Raw genomic sequence first — 22,525 nt, 5'->3', positions numbered from 1 at the left:
TATCCACTAATTTGAAACGAATTATTATTTTCAGTGATATCGTAAACAACCGGTTGACATATGCTCTTGATGTGGTTTTCAAACATGTGCTTATGGTCGATTATACGATATTAGACAAAGAAGATTTCAGTCAAATAAAAGATGCTGTAAAAATCAACTATAGTTCCGAAAAATTAGAACACACTATCCAAATCAAACCTCATCAAATAATCTCTGAAACCACAATAGAAAATTATACTCCAAAGGTTGTTTACAAAGATGGAATTCCATTTTTTTTTAAAACATCTTCAGAAAACCTATTTCAATATGATTTATTTGCTTGTGTATTTTATATGGTTAGTAGGTACGAAGAATACCATAATACTGATCTTGACAGTCACGGAAGATTCAAAGCAGAGAATAGCTTAGCCTTTTTAAATGATTTTCTAGAAGAACCTGTTGTTCATTTTTGGGCAAAACAATTGCAAACTTCAATTGCAACAAATCATCCAAGTTTTCAATTCCCAACAAAAAAATATCAATATATAAACAGCATAGATATTGACGTTGCTTATTCCTACAGAGGAAAATCAAAAGCTTTATTATCAATCAGTTTATTGAAAAATATTCTGCAAAGAAACACACAAGAAATTAAGAATAAGTTCTCTTATTTTCTAAAAAACACAAAGGATCCATATGACACCTATAAGGTTTTTACAGAGTTATCTGAAAAGCACAAAAAACCGAATTTATTCTTTATCCAAATAGGGAATTACGGACCTTATGATAAAAACCTTCATTATAAATCTGCTGAATTAAAAAAATTAATTAAGAGACTCCAACAAAAAAACATAATAGGTTTACATCCGTCTTATAACTCTAATAAGGCCCAAGAAGTTTTAGGCTTTGAAAAAGAAAGATTGGAAAACATATTGAATCATAAAATCACTAGAAGTAGACAACATTTTTTAAAACTTAGTTTTCCTAAAACTTATGAAAATTTAATTGCTCAAGGAATTCAACATGATTATACATTGGGATTTGCCTCAAAAATAGGATTTAGAGCCGGTATTTGTAATTCTTATCCATTTTTTAATTTAAAAACAAATGAACAAACCAATTTAACACTCCATCCTTTTCAAATTATGGATGGCACCTTAAACGGTTACATGAACCTTTCTACCGAGCAAGCAATTGATAAAAGTAAAGAGATCATCAAAAAAATAAAAGCTGTTGAAGGAACGTTTATATCGCTGTGGCACAACTCTTCTCTTACTGAGCAAAATGAATGGAAAAATTGGAAATCCGTGTACACAGAACTCGTGCAATATGCACAAGAAAATTAAGCCCCTTGATGCACTACTTCAAACAATTCTCCCCCTTCACATTTGATGGTTCTTTGTTGAAATTTTAAAATCAAGGCATAATCATGTGTTGCCATAAGAATGGACTTCCCACTTTTGTGAATTTCACTCATCAACTCCATTACTTCAATAGAAGTTTTGGGATCTAAATTCCCCGTAGGCTCATCGGCTAAAATTAAATCAGGATCATTCAGTAAAGCTCTAGCAATTGCTATTCTTTGCTGCTCTCCACCTGATAATTGAAATGGCATCTTATAATCTTTGGTTTTCATACCAACCTTATCAAGTACCTCCCCTATCTTATCAGCAATCAACTTACTATCCTTCCACCCCGTAGCTTTCAATACAAAACGAAGGTTTTCAAAAACAGTTCTATCATTCAATAATTTAAAGTCTTGAAATACAATTCCAATTTTTCTTCTTAAAAAAGGAATATCTCTATCTTTTAATTTTTCCAAATCAAAGCCCACAATTTCACCTTTTCCTTGTTTCAAATGGAGATCACCATACAAAGTTTTCATCAAACTACTTTTTCCTGACCCTGTTTTACCAATCAAATATAAAAACTCTCCCTTTTCGATATCTAAGTTGACATCAGACAAAACCAAATTTTTATCTTGATAAATCGCAGCGTTTTCTAGTTTTAATATTGAACTTCCCATGAATGAATTTTTGTGATACAAACTTATCGAATTCAAAAAGAACTTCCAATAAAAATAACGGTTTGTATAACTTTGAACCCTAAGCCAATAAAACTATAGTTCGATGCGTTGTTATATAGGAATATTATTTATTTTTGAGCAACTAAAAATCTGCCTAGATGCACCCATATAAAATTTTCATCACTGTTTTAGCACTATTTTTATCCGTGCAAAGTAACAGTCAAAAATCGGATAAATTTACGCATCCATTATACGACTTTGAACAAGGTCTTGAATTGTACAACAATCGCATATACGAAGCTGCTTATAACTCATTTTCAAGAGCTTCAGAAAATTTAGACAAAGACGATACTGCTACTGAGGATTGTGCCTATTATTTAGCAATTACCGCTGTTAAATTAGAAAAAAAAGAAGGCGAAGCAATGTTGATGGATTTCACAAAAAAATATCCAACAAGCAGACATAAAAACAAAGCTTATTTAGAGGCTGGTAATTATTATTACAATCACGGAAAACCAGCAAAATCTTTAAAATGGTTCCAAAAAGTTTCTCCTAAATACCTTACTGCTAAAGAAGAGGATACTTATAATTTTAAAATGGGATACGCGTATTTTTCTAACAAAAAATACACAGAAGCGAAACAATATTTTTTACCGCTCACTAATTCTAAATATTATACCGCAGAAGCCAATTACTACTATGGCTACATTTCTTATTTACAAGAAGATTACAGTACAGCACTTAAATATTTTGATCGATTAGAGGGAAACAAAAGATACTTAAAAGAGATCCTATATTATAAAATGAACATCAAGTTTCAAAATAAGAAATTTGAAGAAGTTGTTGTGATTGGAAAAGATTTGTTAAAAATTGTTCCTAAGAAAGAAGTTTCAGAAGTTTCAAAAGTAGTGGGTGAAAGTTATTTTTATTTAGGACAATACGACCAAGCCATTATTCATTTAAAAAATTACAGGGGTCGCAAAAATCGCTTGGTAAACGAAGATCATTATTTTTTAGGCTACTCTTACTACAAAGTAAAAGATTATGAAAATGCCATATTGCGTTTCAACCGAATTACAAAAGGAAAAGATGAAGTTGCACAGAATGCATATTACCATTTAGGGGCATGCTACTTAGAGCAAAACAAAAAAAGTGAAGCTTTAAATGCTTTTAAAAACAGTTCTGAATTAGACTTTAACGAAGACATAAAAGAAGATGCTGCTTACAATTATGCAAAACTTAGTTATGAAATTGGAAACCCATATAAAAGTAGTGCTGAAGTTTTACAAGACTATGTAGAAAACTACACTACTTCTGGAAATTCAAGAGAAATAAACAAACTTATTATTGACACTTACAATTCGAGTAGAGATTTTGAAGGTGCCTTGATATATTATCAGAAAAGAGAATTAGCGAAAGATAAAGTATTCTATGAAATTACAATGCACCGAGGAATGCAATTATTTCAATATGCAAAATACCAAGAGGCATTGACTTACTTTAAAACGTCCAGTTCACAAGCTTTATCCAGAGAAGTACAATCCAAATCTTTATTCTGGAGAGCTGAATGTTCTTATAGATTGAATGACTTTAAAACTGCACTTTCAGATTATAAAAGATTTCAACGATTAAGTGCTTCAAAAAAAACAAACGAAAACAAAGACATCAACTACTCTATCGGATACACTTATTTTAAACTTAAGGATTATAATAGAGCAAAGTCTAGTTTTACTGCATATATCAAAGAAGACATGGATGATGAAGTAAAACATAACGACTCCTATATTAGACTGGGAGATTGTAATTTTATCTCAAAAAGTTACTGGGAAGCCATGGAGGCTTATAATAAAGTTATCGAATCTCGAGGAATTGATGATGATTATGCTCAATATCAAAAAGCCATCAGCTATGGTTTTGTTCGAAGAAATGAAAACAAAATTGAAACCCTAAAAGATTTTGACAAACAACATCCTAAATCTTCTTATAAGGATGATGCTTTATATGAACTAGGTAATGCCTTTATCAGTGCGAAAGAAAATGCAAACGGCATAGCAACCTATGACAAGCTGATAGAAAATTATAAAACTAGTTTATACATTCCGAAAGCATTGTTAAAACAAGGTCTCATCTATTTCAATGATAATAAAACAGACAAATCAATTGAAAAATACAAGTATGTTGTAGCAGAATATCCAAATGCAAAAGAAGCACAACAAGCGGTTCAAAATGCTAGACAGGTATATATAGACATTGATAAGGTTGACGAATATGCAGACTGGATTAGAGAAATAAATTACACCAAATTTAGTGACATTGATTTAGACAATGCCATGTATGAAGCGGCAGAAAAAAAATACGTAAATAACGAATTATTACCTGCAACCCATAGCTTTAAAAAATATTTGATCAACTTTCCAAATGGGATTCACGCCTTAAAAGCAAACTTTTATAGCGCACAAGCTTATTTCAGTTTAGAAAACACTGAAAAAGCAATTCCAAAATACGAACATGTTGTTAATCAAAACTCAAACGAATACACCGAGCAAGCATTGGCTAGATTGGTACAGATTTACCTAGAAAAAAATTCTTGGCCTGATGCGATACCTTATTTACAAAGATTGGAGCTAGAAGCTAACTTTCCACAAAATGTATTGTTTGCTCAGAGTAATTTAATGAAAGCAATGTATGATCAAGAAAAGTATGCTGAAACAGTGATTTATGCAGAAAAAGTTCTTGAACATAAAAAAGCAGATGTACAAATTAAGGCAGATGCAACTATTTTCATCGCTCGCTCGGCTATCAAAACGAACGATTTAGAAAAAGCAGAAAAAGCCTATTCAGAAGTTTCAAAAGATGCAAAAGGGGCTTTAAAAGCAGAGGCTTTATATTACGAAGCTTTTTTCAAAAATAGAGCAGGTAAATACAAAGAATCTAATAAAACGGTACAAGACTTGGCTTCAAAATATGCCAACCATAAATATTGGGGTGTAAAAGGTTTGATTGTTATGGCAGAAAACAACATTGGTTTAAATGATGCCTTCCAAGCCACATACATTTTAGAAAATGTAATAAAAAACTACAGTCAATTTGAAGAATTGACAACAGAAGCCAATCGTATTTTAGAACAGTTAAGAACGGCTGAAAAATTTAAAAACAAAGCAACTGATACCATCGTACCAGAAAAAAAAGAAATAGAGGAAACTACTGAATTTTAAAGGAAGTTTCTCAATACACAAGACAACAATACAATGAAAAATATTTTTATTTTCCTTCTTTTAATTTCCTTTACGGCTTTTTCTCAAAAAGAAAAAGACAGTGTAAGTACAGAGGTTATTAACGTAGTTTCATCCTATAAGCCAACCATTTCTGATGCTTTTAAAGCAAATGAAACACCAGATATATCAGTTGAAACAAACGACAAAAGCAATATGAAATATGGGATCAAATCTAATCCTATAAAATCAGTGTTCAAACCCTATTCTGGAGGTTACAAATCTGCAAAAACCAACTATAAAAAATCTGAGTACCCAGATTACCTAAAAGTGGGCTATGGTAATTATGGAACCCCTTTAGTTGAGGCTTTTCTTTACAAAAGAAAAAAAGAGCATGAAGGTCAAGTTTTTCTTTATAATAAAGCATCAAATGGCGGTATTAAAAATGTTGTTCTGAACGATAGCTATTTGAATACTAAAATCGCCTTGAATTATAAAAACCATAAAAAGGCCCAAACATGGGAAGTTGGAGCTAGCTACCAAAGAGACATATATAATTGGTATGGTATCCCAGACGATATGCTGGTTTATAATGATGACGTAATCTCGTCAATTAATGAAAAGCAAACCTACAATCATCTTGTATTAAAAGGAAGTATCTTATTAAAACAGGAATGGGTTTCGGAAAACGAAGCTCGACTTGAAAAATTCACTGATAAACATGGTAGTAATGAAACAAGATTTTATTATTCTCCTACTTTTACTTTTCCAATACAAGACAAAAAAGTAGATACCAAAGTTACTTTAGATATCCTCCATGGAGAATTTGAAAAGGACTACGCCAATGTTATGCCTATCAACTATGGCTTTTTAAACTTGGGGGCAGAAGCATCATACCCAATCGAAAAGAAAGACCTTTATATTTCTCTGGGTGCTAAAATTTTATATAACTCAGATTTAGAAAACAACAAAGGTCGCTTTTTTATCTACCCAGACATCCATGCTAACTTTGCTTTGATTGATGAACTATTAAATATTTATGGTGGATTTACCGGTGCGTTGATTCAAAATTCATATCGTAGTATTACACAAGAAAATCCATATGTTTCTCCTACCTTAAATATTAAACCGACTAGTAATACGTTTAAATTATTTGCCGGATTCAAAGGTAAAATGACCTCAACAATCTCATACGATGTGAACGCCTCTTATGCTCAGGAAAAAGACAAATTATTATTTCGTACTAATCAAAACTTAACTGATGGGACTATTACAGTGGTTAACGGATACCAAGCTGGAAATTCTTTCTACACGCTCTATGATAAGGTAAACACATTCGGGCTATATGGTCAATTAGCTGCTAGTTTATCCAAAAACATAGAAACAGGTGCTTCTATTTCATTATTTTCTTATGCAATGGACAAAGAGGCTGAAGCATGGAATCTACCTCCTTTTATAGCTTCTATCTTTGGTACTTATTCTTTTGGAAAATGGAATACCAAAGCAGAACTTTATACAAAAGGACCTCGTAAAGATATTTTAATTGCGTCAGACGGCATCACAGAAACACAAGTAGAACTAGATGCTTATGTAGATATTAACTTATCTGCCGATTATACCTTTAACAGAAAATGGAGTGCTTTTATTGAGTTTAATAACATCCTCAATACCAATTATGAAGTGTATTCCAATTTTCAAGTTCAAGGTTTTCAAGTTTTAGCAGGTGGTATTTATAGATTTGATTTTTAATCATATTTTAAGATAAAACTAGAGGTTTTATAGAATGAAATAACCTAGTGAAGTTAAACTAATGACTAAAAAAATATTCTCAAAAATAATGATTATTGCACTTTTAATAATAGCGTTGCTATCGGTAGCATATTTGCTCTTTAATAATTATTATCCAAGCTTAGGGGCTGACATTTCAGAAAACAGAAAAACTTTATATAAAAAATCTGTTCAATTTAAAGATGGGAAATTCAATAATACCGCGGCAGTTCCAAAAGACTTAACTCTCAAGCAAAAACTTAAACTTGCTTACACATTTTTCACAACCAAAGTACCTAACGGCAGACCAAAAAAGAATTTAGATGTAATTAAACTTGACTCTACACAAGTAGCAGAATATGATGAAGGTCCTAGAATGGTTTGGTTTGGTCACTCTTCCTTTTTATTACAGATTGAGCACAAAAACATTCTATTAGATCCTATGTTCGGTCAAGTAGCCGCTCCGCATGATTTACTTGGAGAAAAAAGATTTAATGAAGAAATGCCTCTTGCAATAGAAAAAATGCCACAAATTGATGCGATTATTTTTTCTCATGATCACTACGATCATTTAGATTACCCAACCATCAAAAAAATAAAACACAAAGTAAAACATTACTATGTTCCCTTAGGTCTAGGTGCTCATTTAGAAGACTGGGGAGTAAATAAAAACCAAATTACAGAAATGGATTGGTGGGAAGATACCAATTTCGGAACTTTAACATTAAGTTGTACTCCTGCTCAGCATTTTTCAGGAAGAAAACTAAACAACAACCAAAGTACTTTATGGAGTTCATGGGTGATCAAATCTCCTAACACTAGCGTTTTCTTTAGTGGTGACAGTGGTTACAGTACACATTTTAAAGAGATAGGGAACAAATACGGACCTTTTGATTTAGCCTTAATGGAATGTGGTCAATACAATGAGAAATGGTCAGATATACACATGATGCCTGAAGAAACCGCACAAGCAGGTCTGGATGTAAAAGCATCGAAAATAATACCAATTCATTGGGCTGGATTTAAACTAGCACTGCATAACTGGAAAGATCCCATTGAGAGAGTATCCATCAAAGCCGCCGAACTAAAATTAGAAGTGATTACTCCCAAAATAGGAGAAAACATAAAAGTAAAGGACTCTGTAAATAATTATAAAAATTGGTATAAAAACTTACATTAAGGACCCCATGCCACTTCTAATCTACCAGTAAACTTAATGACTTGAGATAATCATTGCCAATGGCAACGGTACTTATTTCTGAATAATCACAAAACATAATCTCACCCCATTCTGCATTTGCTGTTAAAGTTCGGAGTTCAAACCCCTCCGTTTCAACTTTTGTTATTTTACCAACAACCATTTCTTCTTCATCGTCCGTATCAAAATGAATTAAACAATTTTGATTCATGATCTGAGAAAATAAATTTTGATTGGTATTCAAATCAAAATTTTCTGTCGCAGAAAGACTTGGATATTTTTTGGCAAATATTTTTTCTTTAAATATTTCAGACTCCTCTCTTAGAATTTCATCTACCCTTATTTTATGAATCAATCGAAATCCTTCTAAAATGAAATCATTTTGATTATCTCTTAATAAAATCCACTCCTTTCCATCATCTTCAAAAACACCGGTTACTTCTTCATCCCAATCTTCTATTAATATTGAGTACACCTTATTTTTTTTCATAGTTACTGCTTTATACATTAGAATCTGCGTTTAACTTTTTATGATATACACTTATTTTTTGAATCAAATTTTCCGACAACGAAAACAGATATGATAATTGCTCCAATATCACTTGTGTTTGACGTATCTCTAAAGATACCTCTGATATTTCTGCTTCTTTACTTTTATCGTCTACAGCAATTTTACTGTATTTATGAGTCAATTCATCATACCTCTTCTCAAAAGAGCTTTTGGCCTCAATGATTTCATCTTTTGCATGAATTTTACGCATCTCTTCCCCTCGAATCACCTGTCGTGCATTGGTTAAATTATCAACAATATTCACCACAAAAACAGAAAATTGATCAGAATGTTCATACAACTCATGTTTTCTAACAAAAGTTCCTAATGAGGCTAAAGACGACAAAAATGTATTTGCTAAAACTACTATATCATATATCTCCGAGAAATACCTCCTTTTCTTTTTAGGTTCTTGTGTCATACGTTGAAAAGCAGCATTTAACTCCCCCATCGCCAAAAAGGAGTTTTTTCTTGACAATTTATAATCTTCAATATCTACATTTTTTCCATCATATACTTTTTCGATATTTTTAAGGTATACACGGTTTGTTGATAGTGTATCCAAAACAGAATCATATACAGTCATAAATTCCCAAGATGGAAATAAAAATAAATTCGCAAGCATCGCAATACCACCTCCTACAAGGGTATCAATAATTCTAAACTGAATGGCATATAGCACATTCGGGCTATACATTGCATACATAAATACAATATGAAGCGTAATAAATATCGCAAAGGTTCTATAATTCAACTGCACCAAAGCAAGGGCTAATATCAAACTTAATCCCGCTAGAATTCCAAACACCAAAGTACTATCTATTAGGTAAACAACAATCAACGCAATAATGGCTCCTAAAAATGTTCCCACTACACGATGCTTCATCCTTTCTTTTGTTAAACCATAACTTGGACGCATAATGACAACTAAAGTCAATAAAATCCAATAAGAATTTTGAATCTCAAAAAAATGTCCCAACAAAAAACCGAAAATCATCGCAATGGAGAGACGCAAAGAATGCCTAAAAATCGAAGACTTTAAACTAAAGTTAACTACTAATTTATTCCAACCATAATCTTGAGGTGTTAAAAAACGAACATCACTATTTACATTTTGTGTCAGTTTATTATTTTTTGTCAACACATTTAGAACCCTCTCTAAAACTTTTATCTTTTTTACCTGAGAAGATTGATACTCAAATAGATTAACTAACATATTGAATCCATCTCTACCATCGATTTCACCTTCAGTATTTTTATAATCGTCAATCACCTTTTTTATGGTCTTTAACTTGACATTTAAATCCTTGTTGACCTTTACTTTTTCATCTCTGATGATGACTTTAGAAATATAATGTAAATGCGCTGCCATTTCTTCAATTAGAGAAACAAACGGCAAGATATATTCTTGCTTATTTTCAAATATTTTATCTACTTTTTTATAATTAATAGGATTCGCAACTGCCAATTCTAACATATCAACCAGCTCAATAAAAATCAACAGCTTCCTTCTAATCCTATTAGAAAGTCCAGATTTTTCGCGACTTGTTAAAAGTACATCGCGTAATGTTTCATGTTTTGTGGTAAGTTCAGCCTGTAAACTAAATAGTTTTGTATTTAGCTTTTCTCTTTCTTTTTTCTCTACTAGTAACTTTGCTCGGGTTTCTAAAAACTCCGCTGTCAAAGTCATCGTATCAGAAAGTAATTCCTCAATATACATTTTCGGGTTTAAGAAATTTGCAAAACTTGCTATTAACAAATACCAACCCCCTCCTATAAATACATATAGCGTATAATCTAAAATAGACATTTGAATATAGGTGTGCGCAAAACTCACTACAACTGCCATCAATCCTGAAAGAGATACCAAAGAAGCCCTAAACCCATATACTGAAATATAAGAAATTGCAAATGTTACTACTCCTAGAACAGGCAGGGCCAACCATATATTAGAAGCCACATAGCCGACAATTAAAGTCGCTAAGGTTGTTAGAATTATAGATACTAACATACCATAAGTTCTATGTTTTACACTTCCTGGGCTATTAGTAGATGCGTTATAAAAAACTCCTAGCGCAATAGCAAAACCAATATGTGCTGCCTCTAACACAAAATGAAATAAAAGAATTGGCACCAAAGAAGCTATTATAAAAGTAACACCTTTATAAAAATCAGCACTAATAATAAAACGTCTTATGGTATCTAACATGATCACTTAGTTTGCGAGGCAAAGTTAAAAATGTTATCTCAACTAGCTACATTTAAATCTAAATAAACAACACAAAAAAAACTCCTTCAAACGAAGGAGTTTTACAAAACACAAACACTAATAATTAATGAACAAATAGAGGGTCAGCTCCAATAGTTCCAATAATACTTTCTAAATAATTTTGAGAACTTGTTTCCTTAAATTTAATTTTCACTTTATCCAATCTATCCAAAATTCCCATTTCAGATACGATATTCACATTACTTGGGTTTTCTATAAATTCTTCCAAGTAATTAATTTGATTAGTATAAAACTGAAGATCCTTTTGTTGTTTTAATTCTAATCTTTCTTTATACCAATCACTATTTATAATATAATCTCTATCAAAGAATTTTCTTAATTCAGGATCACTAATTTCTTTTCCTTCATAAGTTCCATATGCCATTATGTGTAATAGAATTTTTAAAGGCGGAATAGCTGCTTCTACACTTCCATCTTCAAAATATCGTAAAGCTACCTTTTTTTGTGCCTCTACAATATTGTTAATCCCATCCACATAATCTTCCATACCTTGTAATTCAGGCTGCAGCATTGATTCGTCAAATACGGCTGTCGGCTCATCAAAAATTCTATTCATGCAACGTAAAGCAAAAATATCTGTAATTCTATAGCCTAACCTACTCGCTAAAACTTTCTTCCCTTCAAATTCAAAATCATCAATTTTTTCCAAAGATCCATTTTCTATTAATTTTTTAGGGTCTCTATCTTCTGGCATCAAACGAGCCCAAATTTCAGGAATTAGCAAACTCACATCATGGTCTACTTTGTTTTCTGCACCAATATAACCTGCTGCTGTACTAAAGGCATTGGATTCAGTTAAAATATGAGATAGCAATGCATTATTTAAATCTGTGGTTGGTGTTAGCATATTAAAAGGTCCTTTTGTTAAAGCGCCTTCCGAACCTGCTCCTGTTGTTGAAGGTGATTTTCCGGTTAAACTACAAACAAAGTCCATAAATAATTCTGGAGCTTCTTGGTAATGAATTGGATTATATACAGCTAAAGGTCGGATACCTGCTTTTTTGTCTACAGGGTTATTTCTCCTTCCGGGCAATACAGCATTTACAACATTCACTACTTCTTCATCAGCCTTTACCTTTCTAGAAAGTCTCACTCCAATTTCTGCTAAATAGCTAGTTTCATTTTCCTCTACAAAAACATTTGGCTCCAAATAACGTGGATTTTTAGTAGGACCATCTGCTACGATTCGTGTGTGAGAAGGAACTACAAAATACTCCTCATCTTTCTCGCTATCAACAATACTTTTGATCAAGTCTTTTACTGGTTGCGTATATTTATCAAAATTTATTGTATCCTCAAACAACTCAATCGCATCACTCTTGCGCATCAATTCATAATTTGTTAAAAAGGTATTGTCCGATACTAAATCTTTTTCAGCTCCTTTGTCATAACCTCTAACCACAGCTTCATCAGGTCGCTGGAACAAATGTGCCTCACAATTGGCCGTTACTTTTATACTCTTATTTGGATACTCTGGATTTAAGTTTTTTATTTGACTACTTGGCAAAGTAATAGAGGCAGAAATATCATCTTCCGTTTGAATTTTTAAACTAGGTGCAAAATCCGATCGTAATTTATTCAGCATCCAATCACCATTTTGATTGAAACCAATTCGTACGTAACTACCAACAACCTCAATTCCATTATATTTTAAATTACTTCCCTTTTGTCCATTAATAACCTCAACCGACATACAATCCTTCCAGTTTAGTTTTCTATGGTCTCCTCTATACAATCGTTTTACAAACAAAACTAGAGACCTAATATGAACAGGAATATTACCCAAGAAATCATTAAATTCTTCTGAATTATCGTCGTTAGGAATTAACAATTTCACAGCAGACCCCAAAGTTCTATCCGGACTCAAAAAAGACCTTGAAGGGGCTAAACTAGAATCATAATTTTTCCATCGTTTTGAATAATCATATTCTATAATTTCATCTGCTAATTGAAAATCTTTTTCAATATCCTGTAAATTAAAAGATTTATAGGTAATCGCATTTTGCATAGATTTAGAAATCTCCGACTTACCTCCTCCAGAAACCGTACAGGGTTTGTGACAGTTGACACCTTCCGCAGCAGTAATTAAAATCCTCCATAAATTGATACTTTGGTGCTTCTCTAAAGAAAATTTATTTCCTGTTGGATGTACATAAGTTTTATCGGGTGATAAAATCAACTTCTGCTGTTTCCCTTCATAATTCCACGTAACACTATTAGTATTGGTGTTAAAGTAGGCAGATTGTGGCACATAAATAATATTTGGATACTTCTTATCGATACCGTAATTTTCTGGTTGCACTTCAATTCTATCTCCTAAGAATTTTTTAACTTCTGTAAAAGTACGTCCTGTGGTATCTTTTCCCATAAATGATTTTCCGTCTACGATATCTCCCATGACCGCTCTCGGGAAAGCCACAGCTCCTCCTGAATGTTCTTCCTCTAACAAACCATATAAATTAGCAGAATAACTTATTTGAGTTTTAATCTCTTTTTTAGAATAACCAAAATAATTGTCGGCGATTAAAGTTACCACAACCCCACTAGAGTCTCTACAAGTTATTTTAAAGGCGCTTCCATTATTGTACAACTCATTTTCATCTTTCCAACACATTCCATCATTCTTCTGACGGTCTGTAGCATCATCAAAATGAGGCAATCCTAACTCTTTTTTCTTTAAAGTTTTTAAATGAGGTGCTAATACAATACACCCTGTGTGCCCAGTCCAAGTTTCAGGGTCTAAGGCAGCATCATTTTGCGATAAATTTGGATCTCCAGCATTTCCAAAAATAGATTCTACAAAATCTAAGTTACTTACTAAACTTCCAGGTGCAAAGAAATGCACCTCCATGCTTTTTTTAGGCATTACTCCTTTTACCTCTGGACAAACCATTGGTCGCATTAAAAGAGACACCATCACTTTTGCTTTATTCTTTTGGCTAGAAGTAAAAGGCAATGTTTTTAAATCCTCCGTAGGGTTAAATGCCGCAGATAAAAAACGAGCAAAAACCTGTTTAGGAACTTCAAACTTATCCAAAGGAACTGGCAATTCCCCTTCTACTATATGAAAGGTTCCTTTGGTTGTTCTTTTATCATGAATAGGATTATTTAAAATCCCTTGTTTAATTCTAGTAGAGGTAATATTCTCACTAATAAATTCATCCCCATCAGGTGGCAAACTTATTTGTCTTGCATGCCCCGCTTTTGTCAATACCAAGGTATCATTTGGTAAAGTAATTTTTTCATCTAAGGTAACATCTGCTAAATAGGAATCAATAAAATTCTGAATCCTTTGATCAATAGGTGTCAAATGTTTTGATAGTAGACGCGTAGATTCTTTTAAGTTTTTCACCAAACCACTTGTCAACTCATGAAAATTGGGATTACAATATTTGAATTCACTTTCTTCTTTATCTTCAAATATTGGCTGCCCTAAAGTAGCTAATTGAAGATTTATGTAACGTACCGTATCTTTACGATTTCTAATTACTTGCTCCTGGCTAATCTTCTTATTTTTTTCCATCTGTACTTATTTTTGTTCCTATTTTATCTCATTACTCAACAAATTTAGGAACACATACAGTCAAAAAATATGTTATTTATCATACTTTTATAAAAGCACAAAAAAAGCTCTTAAATATTATTTAAGAGCTTTTTAAAAATGTTATTGATGGTAAATTATCCTATAATTCCATGCACAAATTTATCTATAGTTTCAACACCTTCATCTTTCAAATGATTCACAAAAGCGGACCCAATAATTGCCCCATTCATATAATCGCAAGCGGTATCAAAAGTTTTTTTACTAGAAATACCGAATCCAACAATTAATTTACTCTTTAAATTCATAGATTTAATTCTATTGAAATAATCTATCTGTCCTTGAGATATTTCTCCTTTGGCTCCTGTAATAGACGAAGAGGCAACAACATATATAAATGAATCACTCATCTCATCAATTTTAAGAATTCTTTCTTCTGACGTTTGAGGCGTTATTAAAAATACATTACTGATACCGTATTTTGCAAATAAAGCTTTGTAATGATTTTCATATTCTATCATAGGTAGATCAGGAAGAATAACCGTTTCTATACCACACTCTTGACATAATTCACAAAATTTCACTTCTCCATATTTTAGTACTTGATTCAAGTACCCCATCAATACTAAAGGAGCTTTTACAGTACCTTTAACCTCTTTTAATTGCTCAAAAATAATATCTAAATTTATTCCATTACCAAGAGCAACTGCACTACTATACTGTATAGTTTCACCATCGGCCATAGGATCAGAATAGGGTAACCCTACTTCTATAAAATCTACACCATTCGCATCTAAATCTTGAATAATTTTTTTGGTATCATTCAGTTCAGGAAAACCCGCTGAGAAAAACACAGAACACAATCTATTCTGTTTATTATTTAGTACATTATTTAATACACTCATCTTTTTACATTTTGTGTCATTTTCTAATTTGAAATGACTAATCTTTTTGAAATTTTTTGACCTTCAATATTACATACTAGCATATAAACTCCAGTTTTGACATTGCTAATATCAATTGAATTCTGTTCCGGACTCACCAATTGTTGAATAACTAGTTGTCCATATAAATTATATATTTTGATATTTGTCTCTTCAGTTAATCCACTAAATTGAACGATACCGTTTGCAGGGTTTGGATAAGGAGCAAAACCTGTATTAAAAACTTCTTCTGTAGACAAGTTTTCATAGTCGGTTACATTTTTATAATAATCCATCTTCCCATCCCCTTTTCCAATAAATACATCTTCATCACCATCACCATCAGCATCTACAAATAGTGGAGTTGGGTACAATTCGTTGAAATCTTTAAAAGGATTTAAAGCTACTTCATTTTCAAAAGAAGGAGCATTTTTAGAACCCACGTTTTTATAATATAATATTCCTTGACTGTCTGATACATTCGTATCCAACCAACCAATAAAAACATCTAAATCGCCATCTAGATCAGCATCAACAAATGTAGGACCATAGGATCTAGAACCAACATGGGTTACTGCACCAAGCGGATTCAAAACACCAACTCTTTGCTCAAAATTTGCTACTATTTTTGTTCCTGTATTTTCATAATATGCAACTCCATTAGTATACCCAATAAATAAATCTAAGTCATCATCATGATCAATATCAATAAAAAAAGGAGATGCTTTGGAACCTAAATTAATTGCTGATAATGGATTTGCATCCTCTACCTGTTCTTCAAACAAATCAGGTGCATCATTTGTGCTTACATTTTTATAAAAGATAATTTTACCTTCACCAGTTCCAATAAACAAATCATAATCATCGTCAAAATCAATATCTATTGGCACAGATGAAACTCCTGAACCTAAATCTACATTTTCTAACGGGTTATCACCTTCTATCTGTTTTTCAAAAACCAAATTTTGCGAAATTACACTACCTATCATAGAAAAAAACAACAGTAAAAAAAAGGATATTACAGTGCGTAATTCTCCAGCATCATTCTTAAATTTCATACTCTTCATCTTCAAACTACATTCTTCTATTTCAATTTCTATAATTCTATTTCAAACAAATATACTGATATTTTGAGAGGAACTAGTTAACTAAGTTTTATGCCTTTAAGTTGTCTATATACGTTTGCAAATCTTTATCTCCTCTACCGGATAAGTTCACCACTATTACCTGACCTTCTTTGATATCCATCTTATCTAAAGCAGCAAGTGCATGAGCCGTTTCTAAGGCAGGAATAATCCCTTCTACTCTAGAAAGTTCATAGGCAGCATCTAAAGCTTCTTGATCCGTGGCATTTAAAAACGTAGCTCTTTTGGATTCATATAAGTAAGCATGCAATGGTCCAACCCCAGGGTAATCTAATCCTGCTGAAATAGAATATGGTTCAATAATTTGACCAAATTCATCTTGCATTAAAATAGTTTTACTTCCGTGTATTACACCAACTTCACCTAATTGAGAAGTCGCTGCACTTTCTCCACTATTTACTCCCAAACCAGCAGCTTCTACAGCAACCAATTCCACATTTTCATTTTCTAAATAATGATAAAAAGCCCCAGCAGCGTTACTACCACCACCAACACACGCCACTACAGTATCTGGGTTTTCATTCCCTGTTTGCGCTAACAACTGTTCTTTGATCTCTTCGCTAATAACCGCTTGTAAACGAGCTACCATGTCTGGATAAGGGTGAGGACCTACAACAGATCCAATTAAGTAATAGGTTTCTTCTGGGTTCCCAATCCAATCACGAATTGCTTCATTGGTTGCATCCTTAAGAGTTTTACTTCCGCTCTTTGCTGGTACTACCGATGCTCCTAACATTTTCATACGAGCTACATTTGGCGCCTGACGTTCAATATCAACCTCTCCCATAAAAACAATGCACTCTAAATCCATTAAAGCACATACTGTAGCTGTTGCTACCCCATGTTGGCCCGCACCAGTTTCAGCAATAATTCTCTTTTTACCTAAGTGTTTCGCCAATAAAATTTGACCAATTGTATTGTTTACTTTATGCGCACCTGTATGACATAAATCTTCTCTTTTTAAATAAACAGAAGCATTGTGTTTTTTCGACAATCCTTTAGATAGGTACAATGGAGTTGGTCTACCAACATATTGATCTAAAAGGTATTTATATTCTTTTTGAAACGCATCAGAATAGATAATCTCTAAATAGTTATCTTCTAGCTCTTTGATATTTGGGAACAGTAATTCAGGTATGAATGCTCCACCGAACTGACCGTAGTACCCTTCTTTTGTTGGTTGAAATTTTGGTTCCATCTCTATACTTTTATTTATATCCTTATTAGGATTATTTTATGTTATTTAAAAACTCTTTTAGCAAATTGGCATCTTTACAAGCTGGTTCTGTTTCAAACTTACTATTCAAGTCTAATGCATACACAGGTAAGTCTGACTTTAGTATCTCCTTCACAGCAGTAACCTCGTTTAACCCAATACCTCCACTTAAAATAAAGGGCACTTTAGAATTGTATTTTTTTAAAACATTCCAATCAAAAACATATCCATTTCCACCTGGATGCTCTCCTTTTGTATCAAACAAAAAATAATCTACCACATTTTCATAAGGAGTCAACAACTCAAAGTTAAAGCTCCCTTTGATAGAAAAAACTTTAAAAACCTCAACTTGTAATTCTTTTAATTGTGCACACAATTCAGTCGATTCATTACCATGTAATTGAACAGCTTCAAGTTTATATTGTAGTATTTTATCATGTATAAACTCAAAAGAAGCATCAACAAAAACTCCTGTTTTTTTAATAGAATTTGAAATGTTTGGTATTATCCCTGTAAAATTTCTAGCTGATTTTTCAAAAAATATAAAACCCAAATAATCTGGTTGCAAAGCAGCAATTTCCAGAATATTCTCTGGGCTTCCCATTCCACAAATTTTTATTTTCATATTTTTTAATTTATTTTATTGGATAGATTGATCACTCTTTATCTCAATTGATCAATAAATTCTTTACAAGATTTCCCAGGGTCTTCTGTTTTCATAAAATTCTCACCTATTAAAAATCCTTCAAACCCATATTCTTTTAAACCAGTTATCACTCTAGGATCACTAATTCCACTTTCTGAAACTTTTATACAGGTATCTGGTATTTCAGCTGCTAGAGCAATAGAATGTTCAAGATCAACCTTAAAAGTTTTTAAATTTCTATTGTTAATCCCTATTATTTTACCATCCAAATCAGAAATTTTATCCAACTCCTCACGACCATGGACTTCATACAATACACTCAAGCCCAGGTCCTCAGCCAAATTGCCATAATTTTTTAATTCCTCAGCTGTCAAACATGCTGCAATTAGCAAAACAGCATCTGCTCCAATCGCTTTTGCTTCCACTATTTGAAAACCATCAACCACAAAATCTTTTCTCAAGATTGGTCGAACCGTATTTACTTTCCTTGCATTCATCAAATCAACCATGGTTCCACCAAAATACCTAGTATCCGTTAAAACAGATTGAGCTGCTACATTTGCATCTAAATAGCCTTGGGTTACTTCCTCTACGGTAGATTTATCATTGATAATTCCTTTTGACGGCGATTGTCTTTTGAACTCTGCAATTATTCCCGAAGATCCCTTTTCGGTTAACGAAGTAGCCAACGATAGTGGTTCTCTTTTAAACTCCGGACTTTTTACTAATTGTTGTATCGAAACTTCTTGACGAATTTTCGCTACTTCTTGCTTTTTAAAATCTACTATTTGCTGTAGTATATTATTCATTTCCATCTTTCCTCTCTATTCTACTATTAACTCTAAACACTTTTTAGCTTTCAATCCAAATAAGGAATTTTTAGCTTCTTCAAATGCCGCATTAAAACTTTTGGTATTATCTGCAATTCTCAATGCTAATGCTGCGTTTGTCAAAACAACATTATTTTGAGCATCGGTTCCCTTACCTGTTATAATTGATTCAAATATTTTTGCTGCATCTGCCACTGAGTTTCCTCCATAAATATCTGATTGCTTTAATTTTGTTTGATCAATATCTTTTGGACGGATTAATTTTTCTCCTTCTTTAGTAAAAAGCTTAAACGGTCCTGTTAAAGAAACTTCATCATAACCGTCCAAAGCATGTACGATTCCATAATTAGAATCCTCTTCTTGTAAGATATAATTATATAAACGAGCTACTTCCAAATTAAAAGTCCCTAATAATTGATTCTTTGGCGAACAAGGATTCACTAAAGGTCCTAACATATTAAAGAATGTTTTTAATCCTAATGCCTTACGGGTTGGCCCCACAGCTTTCATGGCTGGATGAAACTTTGGTGCATGTAAAAAACAAATATTTGCTTTTTCTAACTGACTTTTTAAAACCTCTTCATCATTGGTAAAAGTGTACCCAAAACTTTCTAACATATCAGAAGATCCCGATTGAGAAGAAACACTATAATTACCGTGCTTTGTCACCATTTGTCCAGTTCCAGCTACAATAAATGAAGTTAATGTTGAAATATTAAAAGTATTTTTTCCATCTCCTCCTGTTCCAACAATATCAATTGTATTGTACTCAGAGAAATCTAATTTTACAGCAAGTTCTAACAAAGCAGCTCTAAAACCAGCCAACTCATCAACTGTGATAGAACGCATCATAAATACCGTCATAAAAGATGCCAAATGCGCATCGTTATATTTTTCTGATGCAATATCAATAAGCACTTGCTTAGCTTCTTCTCTTGATAAGGTTTGATGCTCAAAAAGTTTATTTAAAATATTTTTCATTTTGTTTATCGTTTACCGCTCTATTTAGCTATTCTAAAATTGCTAGAATCTACTTTAAATTATCTATAAAATTTCTTACCATCTTTTCTCCTAATGGAGTTAAAATAGATTCTGGATGAAATTGTACTGCACTAATATTGTATTCCTTATGAGCTAAAGCCATAATTCCTCCCTCTTCATCTACAGCAGTAATTTTTAAATCCTCCGGAAAATCTTCATTTTGAGCAATCCAAGAATGATATCTAGCCGCTTCAAATTTAGTTGGTAAACCTTGAAAAATCAAAGCATCCTTATCTGTAACCGTCATTTCAGTAGCCACACCATGGTATACCCTATCCATATTGATAATGGTACCACCAAAAACTTCTGTAATTGCTTGCAACCCTAAACAAACAGCAAAAATTGGCTTTGTAGCTGCATAGGTACGAATCACATCTTTTAAAATTCCAGCTTCGTCAGGAATACCGGGTCCTGGAGACAACATAATCATATCATAGGTCCCTACATCTTCTATCGAAATCTTGTCATTTCTAAAAACATCGGGAAATACTCCAGTAATTTCTTCCACCATGTGTACCAAATTATAGGTAAAAGAATCGTAATTATCTAATATTAATATTTTCATTTTTTTAGCTTTTGGCTCTTTGCTATCCGATAAACAGACAGCTAAAAGCTAATTTATATTTTCTCTGCCAACACTAAAGCCTTCTTTAATGCAGCTAATTTATTATTCACTTCTTGTAACTCACTTTCTTCATCTGAGTTTATAACAATACCAGCACCGGCTTGAGAATACAAGACATTATTTTTACTTACAAACGAGCGAATAGCAATTGCTAAATTAACAGAACCGTCTAAACCAATAACACCTACAGCACCTCCATAAAACCCACGAGTTTGATTTTCATAGGTATCAATCAATTCCATTGCTTTGTATTTAGGAGCTCCACTTAACGTACCAGCAGGAAAAGTATCTCCTACAATTTCTATAGGATTTCCTTTGATATCTCCTTGAACTGTAGAAACCAAATGAATTACATGACTAAAATATTGTACCTCTTTAAAAACCTCAACAGAAACATGATCGGCATGTTTACTCAGATCGTTTCGTGCCAAATCAACCAACATTACATGCTCAGCAGTTTCCTTTGTATCTTCTGATAATTTTTTACCTAGCTTTATATCTTCGGTCATATCGCCTGTTCTTCTAAAAGTACCAGCAATTGGATTGATAATGGCTTTTCCCTTTCCTACTTTAATTTGTGCCTCAGGAGAAGACCCCATTAACTTAAAACTACCATAATCAAAATAAAATAAATACGGAGAAGGATTGATAGAACGTAATGCTCTATACACGTTAAATTCATCTCCTTTAAAAGATTGTTGAAATTGTCTAGATAATACAATTTGAAACACATCTCCTCTTTTGCAATGTGCCTTTCCTTTTCTTACATACTCTTTAAAATCTTCATCTGTACAATTTGATGTCTCTGTACCTTCAAAAGAAAAATCTTGAGTATTATAAGCCTTTGATCTTAGAATCGTTTCTATTTCATCCAACCTTGTCTCCTCATTCTCTTCCAGGTTTTCAATCAAAATCAATTCATCATTAAAATGATTGATTGCAATAACAAATCTAAAAAAGCTGTACTGCATTAATGGAATTGCAGAAGGAGCGTCTTTCGATTTTAATTCTATATTTTCAAAATACTGAACACCATCATAGGTAGTATACCCATATAACCCATTAAATCCTTTAATTTCAGGATCACAGTCCAAATCGATACGATCTGTATAATCTTGAAAAATGTTGTAAAAATTAGTATTTTCTAATTTCTGATTCTCCAATTCATCGCCTTTATATGACAATGACAAATGATGATCTTCCGCCTTAATCGTAACAACAGGATCTACACATAAAAAGGAAAAACTCTCTTCTTTACTATGATAATCCGAACTTTCTAAAAGCAATGTGTTTGCAAATTTATCTCTAAATTTCAAATACAATCCAACCGGAGTTACTGTATCAGCAATTAAAGTTTTTGTGATGGATTTAAATTTAATTTTCTTCATTTTTATCTTTTATAAACATCAATTTTGAAATTGAAGTATTCTATAAATATTTTCTTTATAATTATTGTTTTGGATATCTCTAAAACAAAAAAAAACTTATCGTGAGATAAGCCTTTATAAATTTATTGTACGAAATACAAAATACAGG

16 protein-coding genes are annotated in these 22,525 nt (G+C 32.4%); 4 read left to right on the top strand and 12 right to left on the bottom strand.

Annotated features, from left to right (window positions below; translation table 11 throughout):
* Positions 1-11 precede the first annotated feature (11 nt).
* On the top strand, positions 12-1,325 hold the full coding sequence (locus AC2DZ0_RS15175; RefSeq protein ID WP_484642804.1) for a polysaccharide deacetylase family protein: 1,314 nt from the start codon (positions 12-14) through the stop codon (positions 1,323-1,325).
* Here the strand turns inward: AC2DZ0_RS15175 and AC2DZ0_RS15170 are convergent.
* On the bottom strand, positions 1,322-2,005 hold the full coding sequence (locus AC2DZ0_RS15170) for a cell division ATP-binding protein FtsE (RefSeq protein ID WP_484490908.1): 684 nt from the start codon (positions 2,003-2,005) through the stop codon (positions 1,322-1,324). The two genes, AC2DZ0_RS15175 and AC2DZ0_RS15170, sit on opposite strands and share 4 nt — an antisense overlap.
* Positions 2,006-2,163: 158 nt before the next feature.
* Between AC2DZ0_RS15170 and AC2DZ0_RS15165 the strand changes: the two genes are divergently transcribed.
* The 3 genes from AC2DZ0_RS15165 to AC2DZ0_RS15155 all read left to right on the top strand — a co-directional run bounded on the left by AC2DZ0_RS15165 (position 2,164) and on the right by AC2DZ0_RS15155 (position 8,164).
* Positions 2,164-5,220: a tetratricopeptide repeat protein gene (locus AC2DZ0_RS15165; RefSeq protein ID WP_484642803.1), complete on the top strand. Its 3,057-nt coding sequence runs from the start codon at positions 2,164-2,166 to the stop codon at positions 5,218-5,220.
* 33 nt (positions 5,221-5,253) lie between these two features.
* Entirely contained in the window at positions 5,254-6,966 is a 1,713-nt protein-coding gene (locus tag AC2DZ0_RS15160; protein WP_484642802.1) for a TonB-dependent receptor, read from the top strand.
* 61 nt (positions 6,967-7,027) lie between these two features.
* Positions 7,028-8,164 carry an MBL fold metallo-hydrolase gene (locus tag AC2DZ0_RS15155; RefSeq protein WP_484642801.1) on the top strand — a complete coding sequence of 379 codons (1,137 nt, stop codon included), beginning with the start codon at positions 7,028-7,030 and terminating at the stop codon, positions 8,162-8,164.
* A 16-nt stretch (positions 8,165-8,180) separates the two neighbouring features.
* On the opposite strand, the gene AC2DZ0_RS15150 is transcribed toward AC2DZ0_RS15155, so the two are convergent.
* The 11 genes from AC2DZ0_RS15150 to AC2DZ0_RS15100 form a co-directional block, all read right to left on the bottom strand.
* Positions 8,181-8,672 (bottom strand): hypothetical protein, encoded by a 492-nt coding sequence (locus tag AC2DZ0_RS15150; RefSeq protein ID WP_484642800.1) that lies wholly within the window; start codon positions 8,670-8,672, stop codon positions 8,181-8,183.
* A 10-nt stretch (positions 8,673-8,682) separates the two neighbouring features.
* Positions 8,683-10,941, bottom strand: coding sequence for an FUSC family protein (locus tag AC2DZ0_RS15145; RefSeq protein WP_484642799.1), 2,259 nt, complete (start codon positions 10,939-10,941; stop codon positions 8,683-8,685).
* Positions 10,942-11,065: 124 nt separating this feature from the next.
* A complete protein-coding gene (locus AC2DZ0_RS15140) occupies positions 11,066-14,545 on the bottom strand; it encodes a PPi-type phosphoenolpyruvate carboxykinase family protein (protein WP_484642798.1) in 3,480 nt (1,159 codons plus the stop codon).
* Positions 14,546-14,700: 155 nt separating this feature from the next.
* Complete coding sequence (gene trpA, locus AC2DZ0_RS15135; protein ID WP_484642796.1) at positions 14,701-15,468, bottom strand: tryptophan synthase subunit alpha; 768 nt, start codon at positions 15,466-15,468, stop codon at positions 14,701-14,703.
* Positions 15,469-15,491: 23 nt separating this feature from the next.
* Positions 15,492-16,544, bottom strand: coding sequence for a T9SS type A sorting domain-containing protein (locus tag AC2DZ0_RS15130; protein ID WP_484642795.1), 1,053 nt, complete (start codon positions 16,542-16,544; stop codon positions 15,492-15,494).
* A gap of 97 nt (positions 16,545-16,641) precedes the next feature.
* Positions 16,642-17,829, bottom strand: coding sequence for a tryptophan synthase subunit beta (gene trpB / locus AC2DZ0_RS15125; RefSeq protein ID WP_484642794.1), 1,188 nt, complete (start codon positions 17,827-17,829; stop codon positions 16,642-16,644).
* Positions 17,830-17,860: 31 nt separating this feature from the next.
* Positions 17,861-18,472 (bottom strand): phosphoribosylanthranilate isomerase, encoded by a 612-nt coding sequence (locus tag AC2DZ0_RS15120; RefSeq protein WP_484642792.1) that lies wholly within the window; start codon positions 18,470-18,472, stop codon positions 17,861-17,863.
* Positions 18,473-18,510: 38 nt separating this feature from the next.
* On the bottom strand, positions 18,511-19,302 hold the full coding sequence (trpC, locus tag AC2DZ0_RS15115) for an indole-3-glycerol phosphate synthase TrpC (RefSeq protein WP_484490897.1): 792 nt from the start codon (positions 19,300-19,302) through the stop codon (positions 18,511-18,513).
* A 15-nt stretch (positions 19,303-19,317) separates the two neighbouring features.
* Complete coding sequence (gene trpD, locus AC2DZ0_RS15110) at positions 19,318-20,304, bottom strand: anthranilate phosphoribosyltransferase (protein ID WP_484642790.1); 987 nt, start codon at positions 20,302-20,304, stop codon at positions 19,318-19,320.
* 49 nt (positions 20,305-20,353) lie between these two features.
* A complete protein-coding gene (locus tag AC2DZ0_RS15105) occupies positions 20,354-20,929 on the bottom strand; it encodes an anthranilate synthase component II (protein WP_484642788.1) in 576 nt (191 codons plus the stop codon).
* A gap of 53 nt (positions 20,930-20,982) precedes the next feature.
* Positions 20,983-22,377, bottom strand: a complete 1,395-nt coding sequence (locus tag AC2DZ0_RS15100) for an anthranilate synthase component I family protein (RefSeq protein ID WP_484490894.1) — start codon at positions 22,375-22,377, stop codon at positions 20,983-20,985.
* Positions 22,378-22,525 lie beyond the last annotated feature (148 nt).

This window comes from Flavicella sp. IMCC45668 (assembly GCF_057219105.1).
The sequence above is the reverse complement of the archived record's forward strand: the minus strand, read 5'-3'. Positions and strand labels throughout refer to the sequence as shown.

Bases quoted from the DNA above. Each gene is read 5' to 3' on its own strand.
- AC2DZ0_RS15165 (WP_484642803.1), top strand. From the start codon at position 2,164: ATGCACCCATATAAAATTTTCATCACTGTTTTAGCACTATTTTTATCC.
- AC2DZ0_RS15160 (WP_484642802.1), top strand. From the start codon at position 5,254: ATGAAAAATATTTTTATTTTCCTTCTTTTAATTTCCTTTACGGCTTTT.
- AC2DZ0_RS15100 (WP_484490894.1), bottom strand. From the start codon at position 22,377: ATGAAGAAAATTAAATTTAAATCCATCACAAAAACTTTAATTGCTGAT.
- AC2DZ0_RS15150 (WP_484642800.1), bottom strand. From the start codon at position 8,672: ATGAAAAAAAATAAGGTGTACTCAATATTAATAGAAGATTGGGATGAA.
- trpB (WP_484642794.1), bottom strand. From the start codon at position 17,829: ATGGAACCAAAATTTCAACCAACAAAAGAAGGGTACTACGGTCAGTTC.
- AC2DZ0_RS15170 (WP_484490908.1), bottom strand. From the start codon at position 2,005: ATGGGAAGTTCAATATTAAAACTAGAAAACGCTGCGATTTATCAAGAT.
- AC2DZ0_RS15120 (WP_484642792.1), bottom strand. From the start codon at position 18,472: ATGAAAATAAAAATTTGTGGAATGGGAAGCCCAGAGAATATTCTGGAA.
- trpD (WP_484642790.1), bottom strand. From the start codon at position 20,304: ATGAAAAATATTTTAAATAAACTTTTTGAGCATCAAACCTTATCAAGA.
- AC2DZ0_RS15130 (WP_484642795.1), bottom strand. From the start codon at position 16,544: ATGAAATTTAAGAATGATGCTGGAGAATTACGCACTGTAATATCCTTT.
- trpA (WP_484642796.1), bottom strand. From the start codon at position 15,468: ATGAGTGTATTAAATAATGTACTAAATAATAAACAGAATAGATTGTGT.
- AC2DZ0_RS15140 (WP_484642798.1), bottom strand. From the start codon at position 14,545: ATGGAAAAAAATAAGAAGATTAGCCAGGAGCAAGTAATTAGAAATCGT.
- trpC (WP_484490897.1), bottom strand. From the start codon at position 19,302: ATGAATAATATACTACAGCAAATAGTAGATTTTAAAAAGCAAGAAGTA.
- AC2DZ0_RS15155 (WP_484642801.1), top strand. From the start codon at position 7,028: ATGACTAAAAAAATATTCTCAAAAATAATGATTATTGCACTTTTAATA.
- AC2DZ0_RS15105 (WP_484642788.1), bottom strand. From the start codon at position 20,929: ATGAAAATATTAATATTAGATAATTACGATTCTTTTACCTATAATTTG.
- AC2DZ0_RS15145 (WP_484642799.1), bottom strand. From the start codon at position 10,941: ATGTTAGATACCATAAGACGTTTTATTATTAGTGCTGATTTTTATAAA.